Here is a 16,032-nt window from a genome sequence, read left to right on the forward strand (position 1 = left end):
GCCTATTCGTTTCCGGGGTTGAAGTCGTCGCCGGGGGGCGCTGCGGCGACCCCTTCCGGGCGTGGGCCGTGCGGCCGGCGCCGGCGTCGCGACGGGAATCGCTCGCCGCCACCACCGCCCTCGAAATTACCTTGCCCGCCGCCAATTTGCGGCTGCGGTCCGGTAATGAACGACGGCAGGCGGTCAACGCCGCCATTGTCCGAAATCACGGGCTGCGGCTGGTTCTGCGGTTGAAACTGCGGCTGACCGCGATGCTCGCGATGGTGATCGCGATCGCGATCACGCGGCTGATGCTGTTCGCGTTGCTGATATGGTTGTCCATCGCGCTGATGGTCGCGCGGATTGTTGTCGCGCTGCTGGTAGGGCTGCGGCTGCACCGGGACGAAGCCGGGCTCCTGCCCGAAACTGGAAAAGCTGTCGTCGTCCTCGCCTTCTTCCGAAGCCATTTCATTATCGGTCCGCGGCTGCGGCTGGTTCTGACGGAATTGCTCCTGCGCGGCGGCGATCAGGCGAAAGTAATGCTCGGCGTGCTGATAATAATTCTCGGCGGCTACCGGGTCGCCTGAAGAGCGTGCGTCGCGCGCCAGCTGCACGTATTTTTCCGCAACGTGGGAAGCAGTGCCTCGGATCTTGATGTCCGGTCCGTTGGATTCAAATACCCGGGTCATCGGGTTCTGGCCGCGCCGGTTGTTATTGTTATTCCGGTTACGCATCCGCTTGTTATTCTGACCGTTTCTCATGTCGTCCCTTTATTCCAGCCCTGAGTTGCTAGCCTTGAATCGCCGTTGTCATGATTCGTTGTCGTGGTTCGCTCGACGCAGCGCGCGTGGGCGCGCCGAACCGGAGGCGCTGTTCAACTCCACAAAGATTTGCCGTACGTCGCAGTCAACAAAGACGCGTTCCCCACAGCCCGGCATACGTCGCCGGCCGCATCAAGTCATTCCGCCTGCCAAAACAAGCACAGGTTCTAGCGTGAATCTTCAAGCGCAATATCAGGCTTTCGTTCGCTTTGCGGTCGCAAGCGGCGCAGCTCTGTAAAGCCATCGCGCTCAAAAAGACCTGCGTTTTGGAACCTTTCACCAGGAGCGGGCTCTCGCTTTGAGAACTCTGGCCTCCACCGTATTGCTTACGGGGCCAGCAACCCTGGACCGATGTCGTAAGGCGAACGTAGTCGCTCCCGGGCAATATTCCAAGTGGTTTTTTTGCGTTTTAATCGGGCTTTATCGGGGCGCTTTTCGCCCCGCCACCGCCCGCGGAACGCCAGCCAGATCGGCCTTTGGATTCCTCTCCAGCGTTAACCCTGACGCCGTCATCAACCCTTGAATCTGGCCGCTTTGGCCAAGTCCGGCTTCAACGATCAGTGCGCCCGCGGGCCCAAGCAGTCCCGCGGCCGCTGGAATGATGGCGCGATAGGCATCAAGTCCATCGGCACCCCCGTTCAACGCGGCAAGCGGGTCAAAGTTGCGAACTTCGCTTTCGAGACCGGGGATGTCGGCCGAGCGGATATAGGGAGGGTTCGACACCATCAGGTCGAACGGTCCCGACAGTGCCGCCGTGTAGTTGCAGGCGATGAAGACCGCACGCTCCGCGAAGCCAAGGCGCGCGGCATTGGCTTTTGCGGTTCGCAGCGCCGCGAGGCTGATGTCGGTGCCGACGCCCTCCGCCTCGGGCATTTCGGACAACAGCGCCAGTAAAATCGCGCCCGAGCCGGTGCCAAGATCGGCGATGCGCATCCGCCGATCATGCGGGCGCTGGCCTCGCCGCATTTCCAGCGCCAACTCAACGACGGTTTCGGTGTCGGGTCTCGGCACCAGCGTCTCGGCCGAGAGCTGCAATGGCAGGCCCCAGAATTCCTTGAAGCCGAGAATGCGCGCAACCGGCTCGCCCGCAGCGCGCCGCTCCGCGAACACCTCAAGCCGCCTCGATTCATCCGTCGTGAGAGACCGGCGTGCCTGCGCGATCAGGGAGGTGAGATCGAGACCAAGCACGGCGCCGACCAGGATGCGGGCATCAAGTTCGGCCGAATCGATCTGGTGCGCCTTGAATGTCACGGCCAGCTTCCGTCGCGTCGCCTCGACGGTTTGGCTCGCGAAGGTTTCCCGACTTTTCACGCCGCGGCGCCCTGGGCGGCGAGTTGCGCCGCCTGGTGCTCGGTCGTCAGCGCATCGATCAACTCCCCGAGCGCCTCGCCGGAGATCACCTGTGGCAGCTTGTAGAGCGTCAGGTTGATGCGGTGATCGGTGACGCGCCCTTGCGGAAAATTATAAGTGCGGATTCGCTCGGATCTGTCGCCCGAACCGACCTTCTCCCGCCGGTCGGCCGAGCGCGCCGCCTCGATGCGCCGCCGCTCGGCGTCATAGATGCGCGAGCGCAGGATGTTCATCGCCGACGCCCGATTCTTGTGTTGCGAGCGGCTGTCCTGCATCATCACGACTATGCCGGTCGGAATGTGCGTGATGCGAATGGCGGATTCGGTCTTGTTGACGTGCTGGCCGCCGGCGCCCTGTGCGCGCATGGTCTCGATTCGCAAATCGTCCTGCTTGATGTCGACATCGACATCCTCGACCTCGGGCAGCACCGCTACCGTCGCTGCCGAAGTGTGGATGCGGCCCTGTGTTTCGGTGTCCGGCACACGCTGCACCCGGTGCACGCCCGATTCGAATTTCAGCTTGGCGAACGCCCCGCGCCCGCGCACTTCGGCGATGATCTCCTTGAACCCGCCGACGGTGCCTTCGCTTGCCGAAATGACTTCGACCTTCCAGCCCTGAAGGGCGGCGAAGCGCTCATACATCCGGAACAGGTCGCCGGCAAAAAGCGCAGCCTCGTCGCCGCCGGTGCCGGCACGGATCTCCAGCACGACGTTGCGATCGTCCATCGCATCCTTGGGCAACAGCGCCAGGCGGATCTTTTGCGCCAGATCGATGCTGCGGGCTTCAAGCGTCTCCCGCTCGGCTTGCGCCATGGCGCGCATTTCAGGCTCGATGGCAGGATCGGCGATCAACGCAACGATGCCGGCAATCTCCGCATTGGCGCTGCGGTAGGCCTTTACGGCCTCGATCAGCGGATTAAGCTCGGCGAGCTCCCGGGTAATCCGTACATATTCCTCGGAGTTCACCTGGCCCAGCAACTGGGCCTCAAGGGAAGCGTGGTGCGCGAGCAGAATGTCTAGTTTGGCTTCGGGGAGCATCGACATGGCTTGGTCTCGAATACACGCGCTCTCGGCAAATGTGGTTACGCATTTTTCTGTGGATACGATTTCAAGAAAGAATACGCCTTAAAGCCTGAACAAGCTTTCAGCGGTGGCCAGACGGTCCGCTACAACGACAGCCCCTCGGCCTCGGCGAATTCGGTCAGTTTCTGCCGGATCGAGACGCTCCCGGTGGGCGCCTCGAGCAGCGGCTTCATCATGGCTGCGGCCTTTCTGGCATCGAGGTCCAGCACCATCGCCTTGACCGGACCGTGCCCGGTCGCAGACAGCGACAGCGAGCGGTAACCGAGCGCAATGAGCGCCAGTGCGCCGATCGGCTTCGACGCCATCTCGCCGCACAGCGAGGCTGATTTCTTTGCCGCATTCGCCTTCTGCACGATCTCGCGCAAGACCCGCAGGATCGGCGCGGAAAGCGTGTCGAATCGATCGGAAACCTTGGCATTGCCCCGATCGACCGCGAAAAGGAACTGGAACAGGTCGTTCGATCCCACCGAAATGAAATCGACTCTCTTCAGCAGTTCGTCGAGCTGATAGAGCAGCGCTGGCACTTCCACCATGGTGCCGACGTCGATGCGTTCGGGCAACGGATGGCCGTGCTGACGCAGATAAGTCAGTTCGCGCTCGACGATCGCCTTGCCGGCATCGAATTCGGCGACCTCGGTAACCATGGGAAACATGATGCGCAGCGCGCGTCCGCCGCCGGCCCTCAGCAGCGCGCGGACCTGGCCGCGCAGCAGGCCGGGCCGGTCGAGGCCGAGCCGGATCGCGCGCCAGCCGAGCGCCGGGTTTTCCTCGATCACAGTTTCCATGTAAGGCAGCGCCTTGTCGCCGCCGATGTCGAGTGTGCGGAATATCACGGGCTTCGCGCCTGCCGCGTCCAGCACCGTGCGATAGAGCGCGAGCTGGTCGCTGGTCCGCGGCAGACTCTGGCCGACCATGAATTGCAGTTCGGTGCGGAACAGGCCGATGCCGGCGCTGCCGGTGTCGTCGATATGCGGCAGATCGATGGTCAGGCCCGCATTGATCATCAGTTCGACGGGCTGGCCATCCCTGGTGACGCAGGGCCTGTCGCGCAGGGCCGAATATTGCGCCTGCCGCCGGGCGCGAAACCGCACCCGCTCGGCATAGGCCTGCTCGATCTCCGCCGAAGGCCTGACATATATCGAGCCCGAGGTGCCGTCGACGATGATGGCGTCGCCGGGATCGGCAATGCCCGGCGCGTTGGGCACCTCGCCGACCGCCGGGATGCCGAGCGCGCGCGCCACGATCGAGACGTGGGAATTGGCCGTGCCTTCCTCGAGCACCAGCCCGCGCAGGCGCTTGCGATCGTAGTCGAGCAGGGCCGCAGGACCCATCGCGCGGGCGATCAGGATGGCGTTGTCCGGCAACTGCTCCCGCGAGGGCGCATGATCCTGGCCGACCACTTGCCGCATCAATCGATGGCCGAGGTCTTCGAGGTCGTGCAGGCGATCGCGCAAATAGGGGTCGGTGGAGCGCAGCATGCGCGCGCGGGTATCGGACTGCACACGCTCGACGGCGGCCTCCGCGGTGAGGCCGGTGGCGACCGCCTCGTGCAGCCGGTGCGACCAGCCGTGGTCATTGGCGAACATCCGGTAAGCTTCCAGAACGTCGCGGTGCTCTCCGCCCTCGGCGACGTCGCCGCGCTCCAGCATCCGGTCGAGGTCGGCTCGCAACTTGGTCAATGCTGCATCGAGCCGCCGGATCTCCTTCGGCAGGTCTTCGGCGATATAGTTGGTGATGACCACGCGCGGCTCATGCAGCACGACATGGCCGAGCGCAATGCCGTCGGACAGGATCGCGCCGGTCTTGTGCAGCGAATGCCGCGCGGCAGGCTCGGCGCCGGGCTGGGCGAGCGCGGACAACTCGCCCGAGGCGATCATTTCCGCCAGAACCATCGCGGTGGTCTGCAGCGCCTCGACTTCTTCCTCGACATAGGTGCGCTTGGCGCGGTTCTGCACCACCAGCACGCCGAGCGTATTGCCGGCACGAAGGATCGGAACGCCGAGGAACGAGTGATAGATTTCTTCGCCGGTCTCGGGGCGGAACGAGAATGCCGGATGGCTCTGCGCATCGTTGAGGTTGAGCGGGGTTCCCTCGCTCGCCACCAGGCCAACGAGGCCCTCATGCGCGCTCAGCACGGTTCTGTGCACCGCGGCGCGGTTGAGACCTTCAGTGGCATAGAGTTCCAGCGTGTTGTCGACGCGCAGCACATAGACGGAGCAGACCTCCGCCACCATGTTGGCGGCAATCAGCACCACGATCTTGTCTAGTCGCTCCTGGGCGCTGACCTGCTCCGCCATGGTTTCGCGAAGCCGTCTCAACAGGACGCGGGGGCCTCCCGACGCGCTTCGCATAGCCTAAGGTCCTCCTCTGCGAAGCCGGCAAACCTTTTTGCCGGCCCCTGCATGAAACTCAAAAAACTACAATTTTATTCGTTCGGCGACGCCGCAAGCCCGCGATACCGGCCAAATCCGCATCACCCAGAACGGCGGCACATGGCGCGGCAGCCACCGTTTAGGCCGTATAGCGAATTGAGCCTTGCTTTGCCAAGCAAAACGCCTGCCAACCGCACACGGATGCGTCAGGTCAGTTTGTTGCAGTAGCTAAGGACGCCCTGACCTTCGTATGGCGTTGCAGCGAGGCATTTACGATTGTCAGAACCAAAGCGATACCAGCAAACCCGTCCAACGCGGTTCTGGATTCGAAATTCGCCAGCAGGACTCGCGGCGATACCGAAGCCGCCGACAGGGAGACGTACGTCAAATCCAGCGCACTAGACCTGATCGAGCCCATACAGCGTGTGCAGCGTGCGCACCGCCAGTTCAGTATAAGCGGTGTCGATCAGCACTGAAAATTTGATTTCAGAGGTGGTTATGGCGCGGATGTTGATATTGCGAGCCGCAAGCGCGGCAAACGCCTTGGCCGCGACGCCGGCGTGGCTGCGCATGCCGCTGCCGATCACCGAGACCTTGGCAACGTCGGTGGCGCTGTCGAGCCGGGCATAGCCGATCTTGGCCTTCGCCGAGGTGATGGTGTCACGTGCGCGGGTGTAGTCGGAAGCGGGCACCGTGAAGGTCAGATCGGTGGTCTTGCCGTCCTCGGACACGTTCTGCACGATCATGTCGACGTTGATGTTGGCGTCCGCAAGCGGGCCGAAGATCGCCGCGGCAACACCGGGCTTGTCCTCGATCTGGCGTACTGAGATCTGCGCCTCGTCCTTGGAAAAGGCGATGCCGGTGACGACGTGGCTTTCCATGATTTCCTCCTCGCTGCAGATCAGCGTGCCCGGGGGCGTGCCGCGCGGGTCGATATCTTCGGGCTTGTCGAAGCTGGAACGGACGAAAATTGGCATGTTGTGCACCATGCCGAGTTCCACCGAGCGGACCTGCAACACCTTGGCGCCCTGGGAAGCGAGCTCCAGCATGTCCTCGAACGCGATCTTGTCGAGCCGACGTGCCTTCGGAACAACCCGGGGGTCGGTCGTGTAGACGCCATCGACATCGGTGTAGATGTCGCAGCGGTCGGCGTGAATCGCAGCCGCAATCGCCACGGCCGAAGTGTCGGAGCCGCCGCGCCCGAGCGTGGTGATCCTGTTGGTCTGTGGATTGATGCCCTGGAAACCGGTGATGACGGCGACTTCATTGCGATCCTTGAAGCGATGGACCAATTCGGTGCCGTCGATCTCGAGAATCCGCGCCGAGGCGTGCGCGTCGCTGGTCTTGATCGGGATCTGCCAGCCCTGCCAGGAGCGCGCCTGAATGCCCATCGTCTGCAACGCGATGGCGAGCAGCCCGGCAGTGACCTGTTCGCCGGAGGCGACCACGGCGTCATATTCGCGGGCGTCATGCATGGCCGAGGCTTCGCGACACCATTCCACGAGCTCGTTGGTCTTTCCCGCCATCGCGGAAACGATTACGGCGACGTCGTGGCCGGCGTCGACCTCACGCTTGACGTGGCGCGCAACATTGCCGATGCGTTCGATGTTGGCGACGGATGTGCCGCCGAATTTCATCACGAGGCGGCCCATGACGAACCAGAGCTCCGATTCCGAAGTTCGCAAATTATCGCGGCAACCTCTGATGCGAACTTCGGAATCAAAGGAGCTCCAGCAATTTGTTGATTTGAGTAGCGGCTTGGAATTTGAAGTTCCTATAACGAACTTGCCGCGATACCGATAGGAACTTCAAGTTCGCCGCACTAATGCATTCCCCTGCAAGGATTAGAGATGGGACCCGCACGCAAAACGGGAAGCGGGCGATCCAAAAGGCGCGTATACATAGCGGCGCGGTTTCGGGCAAGCAACCGGGTTCCCGCCGGCCCCGAAACCAAGTAAAAAGCCGCGCGTTTTGGGAGTTGAGGCCGATTCATGGGGCGTTATATCGACGAAATCCTGCAGCCCGGCGAGAAGGTGCTGTATTCGACCAATCTGCACTGGATTTTCTACTGGCGCGCGATCGCGGCCTGGGTCCTCGCCCTGGTGCTCCTGGTATTGTCGCGGTTCACGACCACCGAAGGCCTCATCCTTTTGTGCCTGTCGACCTCCGCCGTGGTGGCGCTGGCCGCCCTGTATTGGACGGTGACGGCCTGGTTCCATCGCTGGACTACCGAAACCGACGTCACCAATCTGCGCGTTGTCCACAAGGCCGGCTTCATCAAGCGTCGCACTTTCGAGATGAGTCTTGATAAGGTCGAAAGCGTCGACGTCAACCAGAGCATCCTGGGCCGTCTTCTCAATTATGGCGACGTGACCATCCTCGGCGTCGGCGAGGGCAAGGAAACGATCGCGACCATTGCGTCGCCACTGGCGTTTCGCAACTTCATCACGGCGCGATAGGAGCGGCGCGCATCCATGGCTATGCAACGGAATTTCCCGGTGGATTCTTCGAGAGCAACCGCATCTACGGTCGATCCCGCCGAGGTCGCGAAGTTCTCAAAGCTGTCGGAGCAGTGGTGGGACCCCAAGGGCAAGATGGCGCCGCTGCACAAGATCAATCCGCTGCGGCTGACCTATATCCGCGACGCCGCCTGCCGCAAGTTCGACCGCAACGTCAAAAGCCTGAACTGTCTCTCAGACCTGCGCATCCTCGATATCGGCTGCGGCGCCGGATTGTTGTGCGAACCGTTCACGCGGCTCGGCGCCCAGGTGATCGGCATCGACCCCTCCGCCAGCAATATTGCGGCGGCCAGGCTGCACGCGGACAAGGGTCATTTGTCGATTGATTATCGTTGCACCACGGTCGAGGAGATGGACGTGCGCGAGCGCTTCGACCTCGTGCTCGCGATGGAAGTGGTCGAGCATGTCACCGATGTCGGCATGTTCCTGCAGCGCTGCGCGGCAATGCTCAAGCCCGGCGGACTGATGGTGATTTCGACGCTGAACCGCAACTGGAAGAGCTTCGCGCTCGCGATCGTCGGCGCGGAGTACGTTCTGCGCTGGTTGCCGCGCGGCACCCATCAATGGGAAAAGTTCGTCACCCCCGACGAACTCGCGCACCATCTGCATAACAACAGATTGGCGATCACCGAGCAGACCGGCGTCGTCTACAGTCCGCTTGCCGATCGCTGGAGCCTGTCCTCCGATATGGATGTCAATTACATGGTGGTGGCGGAGGGGATCTAGCGCTGTTTGTCGCTACCCAAGCGCGGGGTGGATCGCAATGCGGCCATGAGGATGCGAGGGTTGACCCGCGCGGTTGCAGCCTTCACGGTCGCCGTACTTTCCCGGCGGCCGACTCATTCCCTAAATGTTTAGCATCGCCTCACTCTGGATACCCTTCACCATCACTGCGGCACTGGCGCAGGTCGCGCGCAACGCGATGCAGCAGCAATTGACCGGTCCCCTCGGGGCCTGGGGCGCCACCAACATCCGCTTCCTGTTCGGCTTTCCGTTCTCGGTTCTGTTCTTTGCGGTCGTGCTGATTGCAACCGGGGACAGACTACCGTGGCCCACGCCAGCGTTCTGGCCATGGCTTTTGCTCGGGGCGCTCTGTCAGATCGTCGCGACCGGACTGATGCTGCTGGCGATGAAGGAGCGCTCCTTCGTGGTGACGGTCGCCTATCTCAAGACCGAAGCGCTCCAGACCGCGATCTTCGGCTTCGTATTTCTCGGCGATCATCTCACCGGGCTGAAAGTGATTGCGATCCTGATCGCAACCGCCGGCGTCGTCATCACCGCATTGCGCCCCGGTGGCGCCAAAGGTTTCGCGGACTTGAGGCCGACACTGCTGGGCTTAGTTTCGGCGGCAACGTTTGCGCTTTCGGCGATCGGGTTTCGCGGCGCGATCATCACCATAGGCGGCGTATCGTTCGTGACGGCTGCGACCTATACGCTGGTGTTCGGATTGTTGGTGCAGACGCTTGTCCTGACTGTCTATCTCTTGGCGCGTGCGCCCGGCGTGCTGAAGGCAATCTTCGGAATGTGGAAGCCTTCGCTGCTCGCAGGCTTCATGGGCGCCTTCGCCTCGCAATTCTGGTTCCTGGCGTTCGCACTCACCGCGGCCGCCAATGTGCGCACGCTGGCACTGGTGGAAGTGCTGTTCGCACAGGGCGTCGCTCATTACTCGCTCAAACAGCCGCTGTCGGCGCGCGAACTTCTCGGAATCGTATTGATCGTGATCGGAGTGGCGCTGTTGATCGCGGTTTAACGTTTGACCGCGATGAGCACGGCGCCCGCGGCGATCAGGATGATTCCGATCCAGCCGTTGAGCGAGGGCCGCTCCCCGAGAAAGACCACGCCAAAGAACGCCACCAAAACGACGCTCAATTTGTCGATTGGCGCCACCAGCGTGGCGGGCCCGAGTTTTAGCGCACGGAAATAACATAGCCAGGAAGCGCCGGTGCCGAGCCCGGACAGCACCAGAAAAATCCAGCTTTTTGCGGAGATCGGTCCGGGATTGGCGAATTGGCCAGTTGCGAATAATATCAGCGCGAAGCTGATCAACACGACCACGGTGCGTATGAATGTGGCGAGGTCGGAATTGATATCGGCGACGCCGACTTTCGCGAATATCGCGGTGAGCGCGGCGAACACCGCCGAGAGCACCGCCCAGAACTGCCAGGATTGGAATGTGTCCGGGCTCATCAGATATCCTCTGCCGTCATTCCGGAAATGCGAGCGAAACGAGCGAACTCTGATGTGCATTTGCACATGAGAGAATCCCGACGTCGCTCTCGACGAGTGGCGTCGTTCCGCTGAGCGTCAATTCCTGTCGTCCGGAAGTACCGGCAGCGGGGTGACTTCGACGCCTTCGTCGATAAGGTTGCGGGCCTCCTCTGGCGAGGCCTCGCCGTAGATCGGGCGATGCTCGATGTCGCCGTAATGCATCTTGCGGGCTTCAGTGGGAAACCTGTCGCCGACATTGTCGGCGTTCTTGACGATATGATCGCGCAACTCCTTGAGCTTGGCGCGCAGCTCGTGCTCCTGGGCCATCATCAATTGCGTGGATGGTGTGGATGGTGACGGTTCCGCCGGTGCCGTGGGCGCTGGCACCGCGGTTTCGCGGCCGCTTCCGCTAACAATCTGCGGGGCCATGATGGCGCGTTCCACTTCCGTCGAGCCGCAAACCGGACAGTTGACCAGCTTGCGTTTTTCCTGGTCTTCGTAGGCGGAAGAGCTCTGGAACCAGCTTTCGAACGCGTGACCCCGCTCGCAGCGCAGGTGGTAGTGAATCATGCTGATCCCCGCACTGGTGTTCCTGCTTCTGACATTCGTATCGCGTTGCTGCGAGCCCTTTTACGAATGTCAGAGCCAAAGCAACACCAGAAAATATGACTTTCTGGTGCGGTTTCAGATCTGACATTCGCTATAATCATGTGCGGCACCACTGAAGCGAATGTCAAATCGACCGCACCACGTGCAAATACTCGGGCCCGGATTTGGGGTCGGCAACGCTGAAGCGTCGGCCATGCTGCAGCGAGGGCACGGCTTTCCGCGCGCTGTCCACCAGCGATGGATCGATCCTGGCCATGAACACGCCGGGCTCGGTGCCGCCGTCGGCCAGTATCTCGCCCCAGGGAGCGATAATGAGCGAATGACCGTAGGTCTCGCGCTTGTTCTCGTGCAGCCCGCCCTGGGCCGCAGCGAAAACGAAGCAGCCGTTTTCGATGGCGCGGGCGCGCAGTAGCGTGTGCCAATGCGCTTCCCCGGTCTTTCTTGTGAAAGCCGAAGGCACCGTGAGGAACGAAGCGCCGGCTTCGGCGAGCGCGCGGTAGAGTGCCGGAAAGCGAACGTCGTAGCAGATCGTGAGCCCAAGACGGCCCCACGGCAGATCTGCGAGCACGGCAGTCTCGCCGGGCTGGTAATTGGCGGATTCACGATAGGTCTCGCCGCCGGGGAGTTCGATGTCGAACATGTGAATCTTGTCGTAGCTCGCAATCACCAGACCGTCCGGCCCGATCAGGAACGAGCGATTGACGGCGCGTTCGGGCGAGGCGCGCAGCGCGAGTGAGCCGATATGAAGATGGATTTTCAGTTCGGCTGCGAGCGCGCGATAGGCCTTGAGGGAAAGATCGTCCTGTTCGCTCGCCAGATGCTCGAACAATGCCTTTCGGTTAAGCTGCATCATGTTGCTCACCTCGGGGGTGAGCACATATTCGGCGCCCTGCGCAGCCGCCTGCCGGATCAGGCCCATCCCCTGTTCGAGACTCGGCCCAGGCAGAAGTCCGGTGCGCATTTGCACCATGGCGGCGGTAAAACTGCGGTCGGCACTCATGAATTGGCCTTTTCGCTGCCCAACAGCGCGTCAAGTTGGCCCGCGCGGTCCAGCGCATAGAGTTCGTCGCAACCGCCGACATGGGTTTCGCCGATGAATATCTGCGGAAAGGTCGCGCCCACGCCGACGCGGTCCCACATTTTCTGACGGAGCGTCGGGTCCTTGGCTAGGTCAAGCTCGGTGAATGCGGCTTTCTTGCGTGTCAGGAGCGATTTGGCAGCGCTGCAATAGCCGCAGCCCGGGCGGGTATAGATTTCAACAGCTGCGGTGGTCATTTCGCGCGTCTCTTATCGGGTCGCCGATTATATGGGAGCTTTGTGGCCGTCCACAACCCGGGCAAACACCAGCACATCCACCGCAGCAGCCTTGGCGCGCAAAAGGGCTCGCGCACAGGCGTCCACGGTGGCGCCCGAGGTCAGCACGTCGTCGATCAGGACAACCCGGCGGCCGGCGATCAGGGCCTGGCCGGCGGCTGCGACCTTGAAGGCACCCTGCACGTTGCTCGCCCGCTGTGGCCGCGACAGGCCGATCTGCTGCTGGGTCGGACGGATTCGCTGGAGCGCTTCGCCTGCGAGCTTTACTCCAGTTTGCCGCTCGATGACGCGCGCCAACGCGCCGGATTGATTGTAGCGGCGACGCCACGCGCGTCGCCAGTGCAGCGGCACAGGGATCAGTACGTCGGCATCATGGAGAAGTTCGCTCCCGGCCCGCGCCATCCATCGGCCCATCGCCGGCGCAAGATCAGTCCGGTCCTGGTATTTCAGCGCATGTACCAACGTCCGCGCCACGTCGTCGTAGCGTACCGCGGCGCGAGCCCGCGCATAGGCCGGCGGATTGGCGATCGCTTCCATCGAAAGCATGTCAGGCCCGGGATCGTAAACAAAGGGAATGCCGAGCCGGGGGCAATAGGGTGGGGCGATGAACGACAATCTGGCCCAGCATTCGGCGCAAACGCCTTCACCGTCGACCGGCTCGCGGCAAGACACGCAGAGTGTCGGCAGGGCAATGTCGAGCGCCAGCTTTGCCGCGTGCGACCACGCCCCGCGGCACGCCGTCAGCGCGCGTCGGAAGGGAGTGGACAGCGAACGTGATGAAGAAGCCTCGGCGTCCATGATCGAAGGCTAACGTCGTGCATGTCGGCCCAATCGTGGGCAATCGGCTGCATTGCAGACAGAGTCCGACAATACCATATGATCGTTGTGTTGTGGTTGCAATGCGCGGATGTCGCAATCTGTATTGGCTGACCCGGAAGCTGGATCGCGATGCTCAGGATTCTGTTTCCCTATCCGTATTCAGTTGAAGTTTCCAAACTGCGTCAGCAACTCGACGAAGCACATTTGGCCTGGGCGAAGGAATGGAAAAAGCAGCAAAGCAATTTCAAGATTGAAAACATTCGCTTCATCCACGATCCCTATTGGAACAAGCGTTTTTTCAGCCTGCAGGCGGCCCATGACGGAGAGACCTGGTTCTGGCAGGCTACCCACGTATTGGTACGTTGGTCCGTGCTATCGATTTAGAGCATGATCCGGACCCGAAGGGCCGCGTCAGCGCAAAGTGGAAACCGGTTTTCCGAAAAGATCATGCTCAAACAAAGAGATGGAATCATGATGCGATTCCATTTGATCGCATCATGATCCAGGATGGTCGTCTTGCAGATGGTCTGGCCCCTGCGTCCATGATCGAGAGGCCGGACTTCCCGAACGGAGACGGCGTATGAGTACCTCAACCTCGCGCGAAACGTTGGGTAGACGCCGGCCGATAGGCGAGCCGCGTGTGACCCGCGCAATAGGGCATGCCCTCAAGCGGCATGTTGCCGCAAAACGAAAAATCCGCCGCCCCCGGCGTGCTGATCGGCCAGCGGCATTTTTCCTTGCTCAATTCAAGCAATGAGCAGCGGTGTTCGCTTTCTATGATCTCCTCGGCTGCGGGCGGCGCATCGGCGTACAAATTCCGCAGCATTTGATATTGCATCCGTGGCACCGATCGCGCGCGCTTTCCGTGTGCGTCTTCCCTTGGCCCGGGGTGGCGTCTCTTGACCTTCTTTTCGCGCGTCAGGTTGAGACGGCTGAGTTTGCCGATCACGGCATTGCGGCTCACCCCGATTTCATTGGCGATTTCGCTGCAGGACAGGCCGGCGGCAAAGTGGCCTTTCAGGAGTTCGACGCGTTCGGGCGTCCAGGTGGGTTCGCGCATATGAAGGTCCCCCAAAGCTATGAGCCATCACTCCGGCTCCCGATGGGCCTTTCAATCGCCGAACCGCCCCGCTCCCGAAGACGCCTCAGGGCGTCTTGCCATTGTCGCGAATGGACAAAAGCCCGTCCTTGATGGCGAGCCGAATGCCTTCCTCGATCAAGGTCCTGGCAACACCGGGTACGCTGGTGCCGTGGGTGCCCTGTCTGACCAACTTTTCGAGATAGGCGATGGTCGAGAGCGCCAACGTGATGGGAACGCGGTCGGTTTCGGCTTTTTCTGTGGCCATGCAAAAAGCTAGCCCTTAACGGGTGTACTGAAAAGTATCTTTTTAGACTCTATTTAGGTCGAAAAAGGGGCAGATTGTCAGCCTTGGGCGACCGGCGTACCAACCGGCATGGCCCCGAACCCTCCCGCCACCCCGATTCTTTTCGACCGCCCGCTGCTCGGTGCGCGGCAATGCCGCGCCATAGGGTTGGGACCGGCAAGCTTCCTGCTCGATCGCGTCGCGCAGGACATGGCGGAGCGGCTCGATGCGGTGCTGCGCGCGTTTTCTGATGCTGCCGACCTCTGGACGCCCGGCGAGGCCGTCTCGAACCTGCTACGCGAAAGATTCCGGTCCGTGACCCGCATCGGCGTGCAGGCCTCGCAGACGGAAAGGCTTCCCTTCGCCCCCGAATCGCTCGACCTGATCGTCTCGGCACTCGCCCTTCAATTCGTCAACGATCTTCCGGGCGTGCTGGCGCAGGTTCGGCGCGCCTTGAGGCCCGACGGGCTGTTGCTGGCGGCGACGATCGGCGGCGATACGCTGACCGAGCTGCGGCAAGCCTTCGCCGCGGCGGAAACCGAACTCGAGGGCGGCGTGTCGCCGCGCGTTTCGCCTTTTGCCGATCTGCGCGATCTCGGCGCGCTGTTGCAGCGCGCTGGCCTTGCGTTGCCGGTCACCGACGTCGATCGGATCGTCGTGCGTTATGACAGTGCGTTCGCGTTGATGGCGGACTTGCGTCGCATGGGGGCAACCAACGTCCTGATCGAGCGGCGGCGGAATCCCACGCGCCGTTCGACGATGCTGCGGATGGCGCAAATCTACGCCGAGCGCTTTGCCGACGCCGACGGGCGCATCCGTGCCACTTTCGATGTGGTCTGGCTGTCGGCCTGGGCGCCGCATGAAAGCCAGCAGAAGCCGCTCAGGCCGGGCTCGGCGAAGGCCAGTTTGGCGGAGGCGGTGAAGCGGCGTGAAACCTGAACCAATTTGGCCTCTCACAGCAGCAAATCGATCAGATGCGGGATCAGCGGAAGATCCGCCGGCGGCATCTTGTGGTCGCGCAATTTGTTGGCGCGAACCCAAGCGAGCTTCTGGCCTTCGCGCGCGATCACGTCGCCCTCCCAGCGCCGGCAAATATAGAGCGGCATCAAGAGGTGAAAGTCGTGATAAGCGTGGCTCGCAAAAGTGAGCGGCGCAAGGCAGGCCTCGCTGACCGTGATGCCGATTTCCTCACGCAGTTCGCGGATCAGCGTGGTCTCCGGCCGCTCGCCGCGCTCGACCTTGCCGCCGGGAAATTCCCATAGGCCCGCCATCGCCTTGCCTTTCGGCCGCTGTGCGATCAGCACGCGCTTGTCGGCATCAATCAGCGCGCAGGCGACCACGAGCGTAAGTTTGATTTCAGTCATACGGCCGTCATTAGCCGCAATCGCCCTGCGCTTCTACCGCCTCGGCCGGCGATGTTTCAGCTGCACGGATTCTGCACGGAGGAGGAAACTCGCGGAAACAGGTAATAGCTGTCGCTGATCGGGACGGTCCCGCTGATCGTAAAGCCAAGGTTGGGCGTATATTGGTACGTGACCTCGCCAAGTATCAACGATACGTTCGGGGGCGAGGGAGTGCCGAGGGCCGCAGGCAAA

18 protein-coding genes are annotated in these 16,032 nt (G+C 62.0%); 5 read left to right on the forward strand and 13 right to left on the reverse strand.

Translation table 11 applies throughout. The annotated features are described in order from the left end of the window. Positions 1-2: 2 nt before the first annotated feature. The 5 genes from VNX23_RS21200 to VNX23_RS21220 all read right to left on the reverse strand — a co-directional run bounded on the left by VNX23_RS21200 (position 3) and on the right by VNX23_RS21220 (position 7,256). A complete protein-coding gene (locus tag VNX23_RS21200) occupies positions 3-740 on the reverse strand; it encodes a DUF4167 domain-containing protein (protein WP_325633234.1) in 738 nt (245 codons plus the stop codon). 480 nt (positions 741-1,220) lie between these two features. Beyond that, on the reverse strand, positions 1,221-2,111 hold the full coding sequence (prmC, locus tag VNX23_RS21205; protein WP_325633236.1) for a peptide chain release factor N(5)-glutamine methyltransferase: 891 nt from the start codon (positions 2,109-2,111) through the stop codon (positions 1,221-1,223). Then, on the reverse strand, positions 2,108-3,193 hold the full coding sequence (gene prfA, locus VNX23_RS21210; RefSeq protein ID WP_325633238.1) for a peptide chain release factor 1: 1,086 nt from the start codon (positions 3,191-3,193) through the stop codon (positions 2,108-2,110). Before prfA ends, prmC begins: the two co-directional genes overlap by 4 nt. Before the next feature lie 122 nt (positions 3,194-3,315). Next, positions 3,316-5,583, reverse strand: a complete 2,268-nt coding sequence (gene ptsP / locus VNX23_RS21215) for a phosphoenolpyruvate--protein phosphotransferase (RefSeq protein WP_325633240.1) — start codon at positions 5,581-5,583, stop codon at positions 3,316-3,318. A gap of 419 nt (positions 5,584-6,002) precedes the next feature. Continuing rightward, positions 6,003-7,256, reverse strand: a complete 1,254-nt coding sequence (locus VNX23_RS21220) for an aspartate kinase (protein WP_325633242.1) — start codon at positions 7,254-7,256, stop codon at positions 6,003-6,005. Between the two features lie 339 nt (positions 7,257-7,595). On the opposite strand from VNX23_RS21220, the gene VNX23_RS21225 reads away from it, so the two are divergent. The 3 genes from VNX23_RS21225 to VNX23_RS21235 all read left to right on the forward strand — a co-directional run bounded on the left by VNX23_RS21225 (position 7,596) and on the right by VNX23_RS21235 (position 9,873). Further along, on the forward strand, positions 7,596-8,063 hold the full coding sequence (locus VNX23_RS21225; protein ID WP_325633244.1) for a PH domain-containing protein: 468 nt from the start codon (positions 7,596-7,598) through the stop codon (positions 8,061-8,063). A 15-nt stretch (positions 8,064-8,078) separates the two neighbouring features. Beyond that, positions 8,079-8,849 carry a bifunctional 2-polyprenyl-6-hydroxyphenol methylase/3-demethylubiquinol 3-O-methyltransferase UbiG gene (gene ubiG, locus VNX23_RS21230; protein WP_325633246.1) on the forward strand — a complete coding sequence of 257 codons (771 nt, stop codon included), beginning with the start codon at positions 8,079-8,081 and terminating at the stop codon, positions 8,847-8,849. Positions 8,850-8,973: 124 nt separating this feature from the next. After that, positions 8,974-9,873: a DMT family transporter gene (locus VNX23_RS21235; protein ID WP_325633247.1), complete on the forward strand. Its 900-nt coding sequence runs from the start codon at positions 8,974-8,976 to the stop codon at positions 9,871-9,873. Here VNX23_RS21235 and VNX23_RS21240 read toward each other — a convergent pair. The 5 genes from VNX23_RS21240 to VNX23_RS21260 all read right to left on the reverse strand — a co-directional run bounded on the left by VNX23_RS21240 (position 9,870) and on the right by VNX23_RS21260 (position 13,052). Further along, complete coding sequence (locus VNX23_RS21240; protein WP_325633249.1) at positions 9,870-10,310, reverse strand: EamA family transporter; 441 nt, start codon at positions 10,308-10,310, stop codon at positions 9,870-9,872. The two genes, VNX23_RS21235 and VNX23_RS21240, sit on opposite strands and share 4 nt — an antisense overlap. A gap of 117 nt (positions 10,311-10,427) precedes the next feature. Further along, entirely contained in the window at positions 10,428-10,901 is a 474-nt protein-coding gene (locus VNX23_RS21245) for a DUF1178 family protein (RefSeq protein WP_325633250.1), read from the reverse strand. Between the two features lie 163 nt (positions 10,902-11,064). Beyond that, positions 11,065-11,940, reverse strand: coding sequence for a carbon-nitrogen hydrolase family protein (locus VNX23_RS21250; protein WP_325633251.1), 876 nt, complete (start codon positions 11,938-11,940; stop codon positions 11,065-11,067). After that, positions 11,937-12,215 (reverse strand): glutaredoxin 3, encoded by a 279-nt coding sequence (gene grxC / locus VNX23_RS21255; RefSeq protein ID WP_325633253.1) that lies wholly within the window; start codon positions 12,213-12,215, stop codon positions 11,937-11,939. Before grxC ends, VNX23_RS21250 begins: the two co-directional genes overlap by 4 nt. Before the next feature lie 27 nt (positions 12,216-12,242). Further along, the gene (locus VNX23_RS21260; RefSeq protein ID WP_325633255.1) at positions 12,243-13,052 is read right to left on the reverse strand and encodes a ComF family protein; all 810 of its coding nucleotides are present in this window, start codon (positions 13,050-13,052) and stop codon (positions 12,243-12,245) included. Positions 13,053-13,202: 150 nt separating this feature from the next. Here VNX23_RS21260 and VNX23_RS21265 point away from each other — a divergent pair, with 150 nt between their 5' ends. Next, the gene (locus VNX23_RS21265; protein WP_325633257.1) at positions 13,203-13,457 is read left to right on the forward strand and encodes a hypothetical protein; all 255 of its coding nucleotides are present in this window, start codon (positions 13,203-13,205) and stop codon (positions 13,455-13,457) included. 205 nt (positions 13,458-13,662) lie between these two features. Here the strand turns inward: VNX23_RS21265 and VNX23_RS21270 are convergent, their stop codons facing one another. Then, positions 13,663-14,133, reverse strand: coding sequence for a GcrA family cell cycle regulator (locus VNX23_RS21270; protein ID WP_325633259.1), 471 nt, complete (start codon positions 14,131-14,133; stop codon positions 13,663-13,665). Between the two features lie 85 nt (positions 14,134-14,218). Continuing rightward, positions 14,219-14,419 carry a hypothetical protein gene (locus VNX23_RS21275; protein ID WP_325633261.1) on the reverse strand — a complete coding sequence of 67 codons (201 nt, stop codon included), beginning with the start codon at positions 14,417-14,419 and terminating at the stop codon, positions 14,219-14,221. A 108-nt stretch (positions 14,420-14,527) separates the two neighbouring features. Between VNX23_RS21275 and VNX23_RS21280 the strand changes: the two genes are divergently transcribed. Next, positions 14,528-15,376 (forward strand): methyltransferase domain-containing protein, encoded by an 849-nt coding sequence (locus VNX23_RS21280; protein ID WP_325633263.1) that lies wholly within the window; start codon positions 14,528-14,530, stop codon positions 15,374-15,376. Between the two features lie 14 nt (positions 15,377-15,390). Here VNX23_RS21280 and mutT read toward each other — a convergent pair whose 3' ends face one another. Then, complete coding sequence (mutT, locus tag VNX23_RS21285) at positions 15,391-15,801, reverse strand: 8-oxo-dGTP diphosphatase MutT (RefSeq protein ID WP_325633264.1); 411 nt, start codon at positions 15,799-15,801, stop codon at positions 15,391-15,393. Positions 15,802-16,032: the final 231 nt, after the last annotated feature.

This window comes from Bradyrhizobium sp. (assembly GCF_035570375.1).
In the GTDB taxonomy this organism is placed as follows: Bacteria; Pseudomonadota; Alphaproteobacteria; order Rhizobiales; family Xanthobacteraceae; genus Bradyrhizobium.

What these genes read in the sequence shown, in the direction of transcription:
- VNX23_RS21235 (WP_325633247.1), top strand. Translation starts at nt 8,974, where the DNA reads ATGTTTAGCATCGCCTCACTCTGGATACCCTTCACCATCACTGCGGCA.
- VNX23_RS21220 (WP_325633242.1), bottom strand. Translation starts at nt 7,256, where the DNA reads ATGGGCCGCCTCGTGATGAAATTCGGCGGCACATCCGTCGCCAACATC.
- mutT (WP_325633264.1), bottom strand. Translation starts at nt 15,801, where the DNA reads ATGACTGAAATCAAACTTACGCTCGTGGTCGCCTGCGCGCTGATTGAT.
- VNX23_RS21250 (WP_325633251.1), bottom strand. Translation starts at nt 11,940, where the DNA reads ATGAGTGCCGACCGCAGTTTTACCGCCGCCATGGTGCAAATGCGCACC.
- VNX23_RS21275 (WP_325633261.1), bottom strand. Translation starts at nt 14,419, where the DNA reads ATGGCCACAGAAAAAGCCGAAACCGACCGCGTTCCCATCACGTTGGCG.
- VNX23_RS21280 (WP_325633263.1), top strand. Translation starts at nt 14,528, where the DNA reads ATGGCCCCGAACCCTCCCGCCACCCCGATTCTTTTCGACCGCCCGCTG.
- VNX23_RS21225 (WP_325633244.1), top strand. Translation starts at nt 7,596, where the DNA reads ATGGGGCGTTATATCGACGAAATCCTGCAGCCCGGCGAGAAGGTGCTG.
- ubiG (WP_325633246.1), top strand. Translation starts at nt 8,079, where the DNA reads ATGGCTATGCAACGGAATTTCCCGGTGGATTCTTCGAGAGCAACCGCA.
- VNX23_RS21245 (WP_325633250.1), bottom strand. Translation starts at nt 10,901, where the DNA reads ATGATTCACTACCACCTGCGCTGCGAGCGGGGTCACGCGTTCGAAAGC.
- grxC (WP_325633253.1), bottom strand. Translation starts at nt 12,215, where the DNA reads ATGACCACCGCAGCTGTTGAAATCTATACCCGCCCGGGCTGCGGCTAT.
- VNX23_RS21265 (WP_325633257.1), top strand. Translation starts at nt 13,203, where the DNA reads ATGCTCAGGATTCTGTTTCCCTATCCGTATTCAGTTGAAGTTTCCAAA.
- VNX23_RS21270 (WP_325633259.1), bottom strand. Translation starts at nt 14,133, where the DNA reads ATGCGCGAACCCACCTGGACGCCCGAACGCGTCGAACTCCTGAAAGGC.
- VNX23_RS21260 (WP_325633255.1), bottom strand. Translation starts at nt 13,052, where the DNA reads ATGGACGCCGAGGCTTCTTCATCACGTTCGCTGTCCACTCCCTTCCGA.
- VNX23_RS21240 (WP_325633249.1), bottom strand. Translation starts at nt 10,310, where the DNA reads ATGAGCCCGGACACATTCCAATCCTGGCAGTTCTGGGCGGTGCTCTCG.
- ptsP (WP_325633240.1), bottom strand. Translation starts at nt 5,583, where the DNA reads ATGCGAAGCGCGTCGGGAGGCCCCCGCGTCCTGTTGAGACGGCTTCGC.
- prfA (WP_325633238.1), bottom strand. Translation starts at nt 3,193, where the DNA reads ATGTCGATGCTCCCCGAAGCCAAACTAGACATTCTGCTCGCGCACCAC.
- VNX23_RS21200 (WP_325633234.1), bottom strand. Translation starts at nt 740, where the DNA reads ATGAGAAACGGTCAGAATAACAAGCGGATGCGTAACCGGAATAACAAT.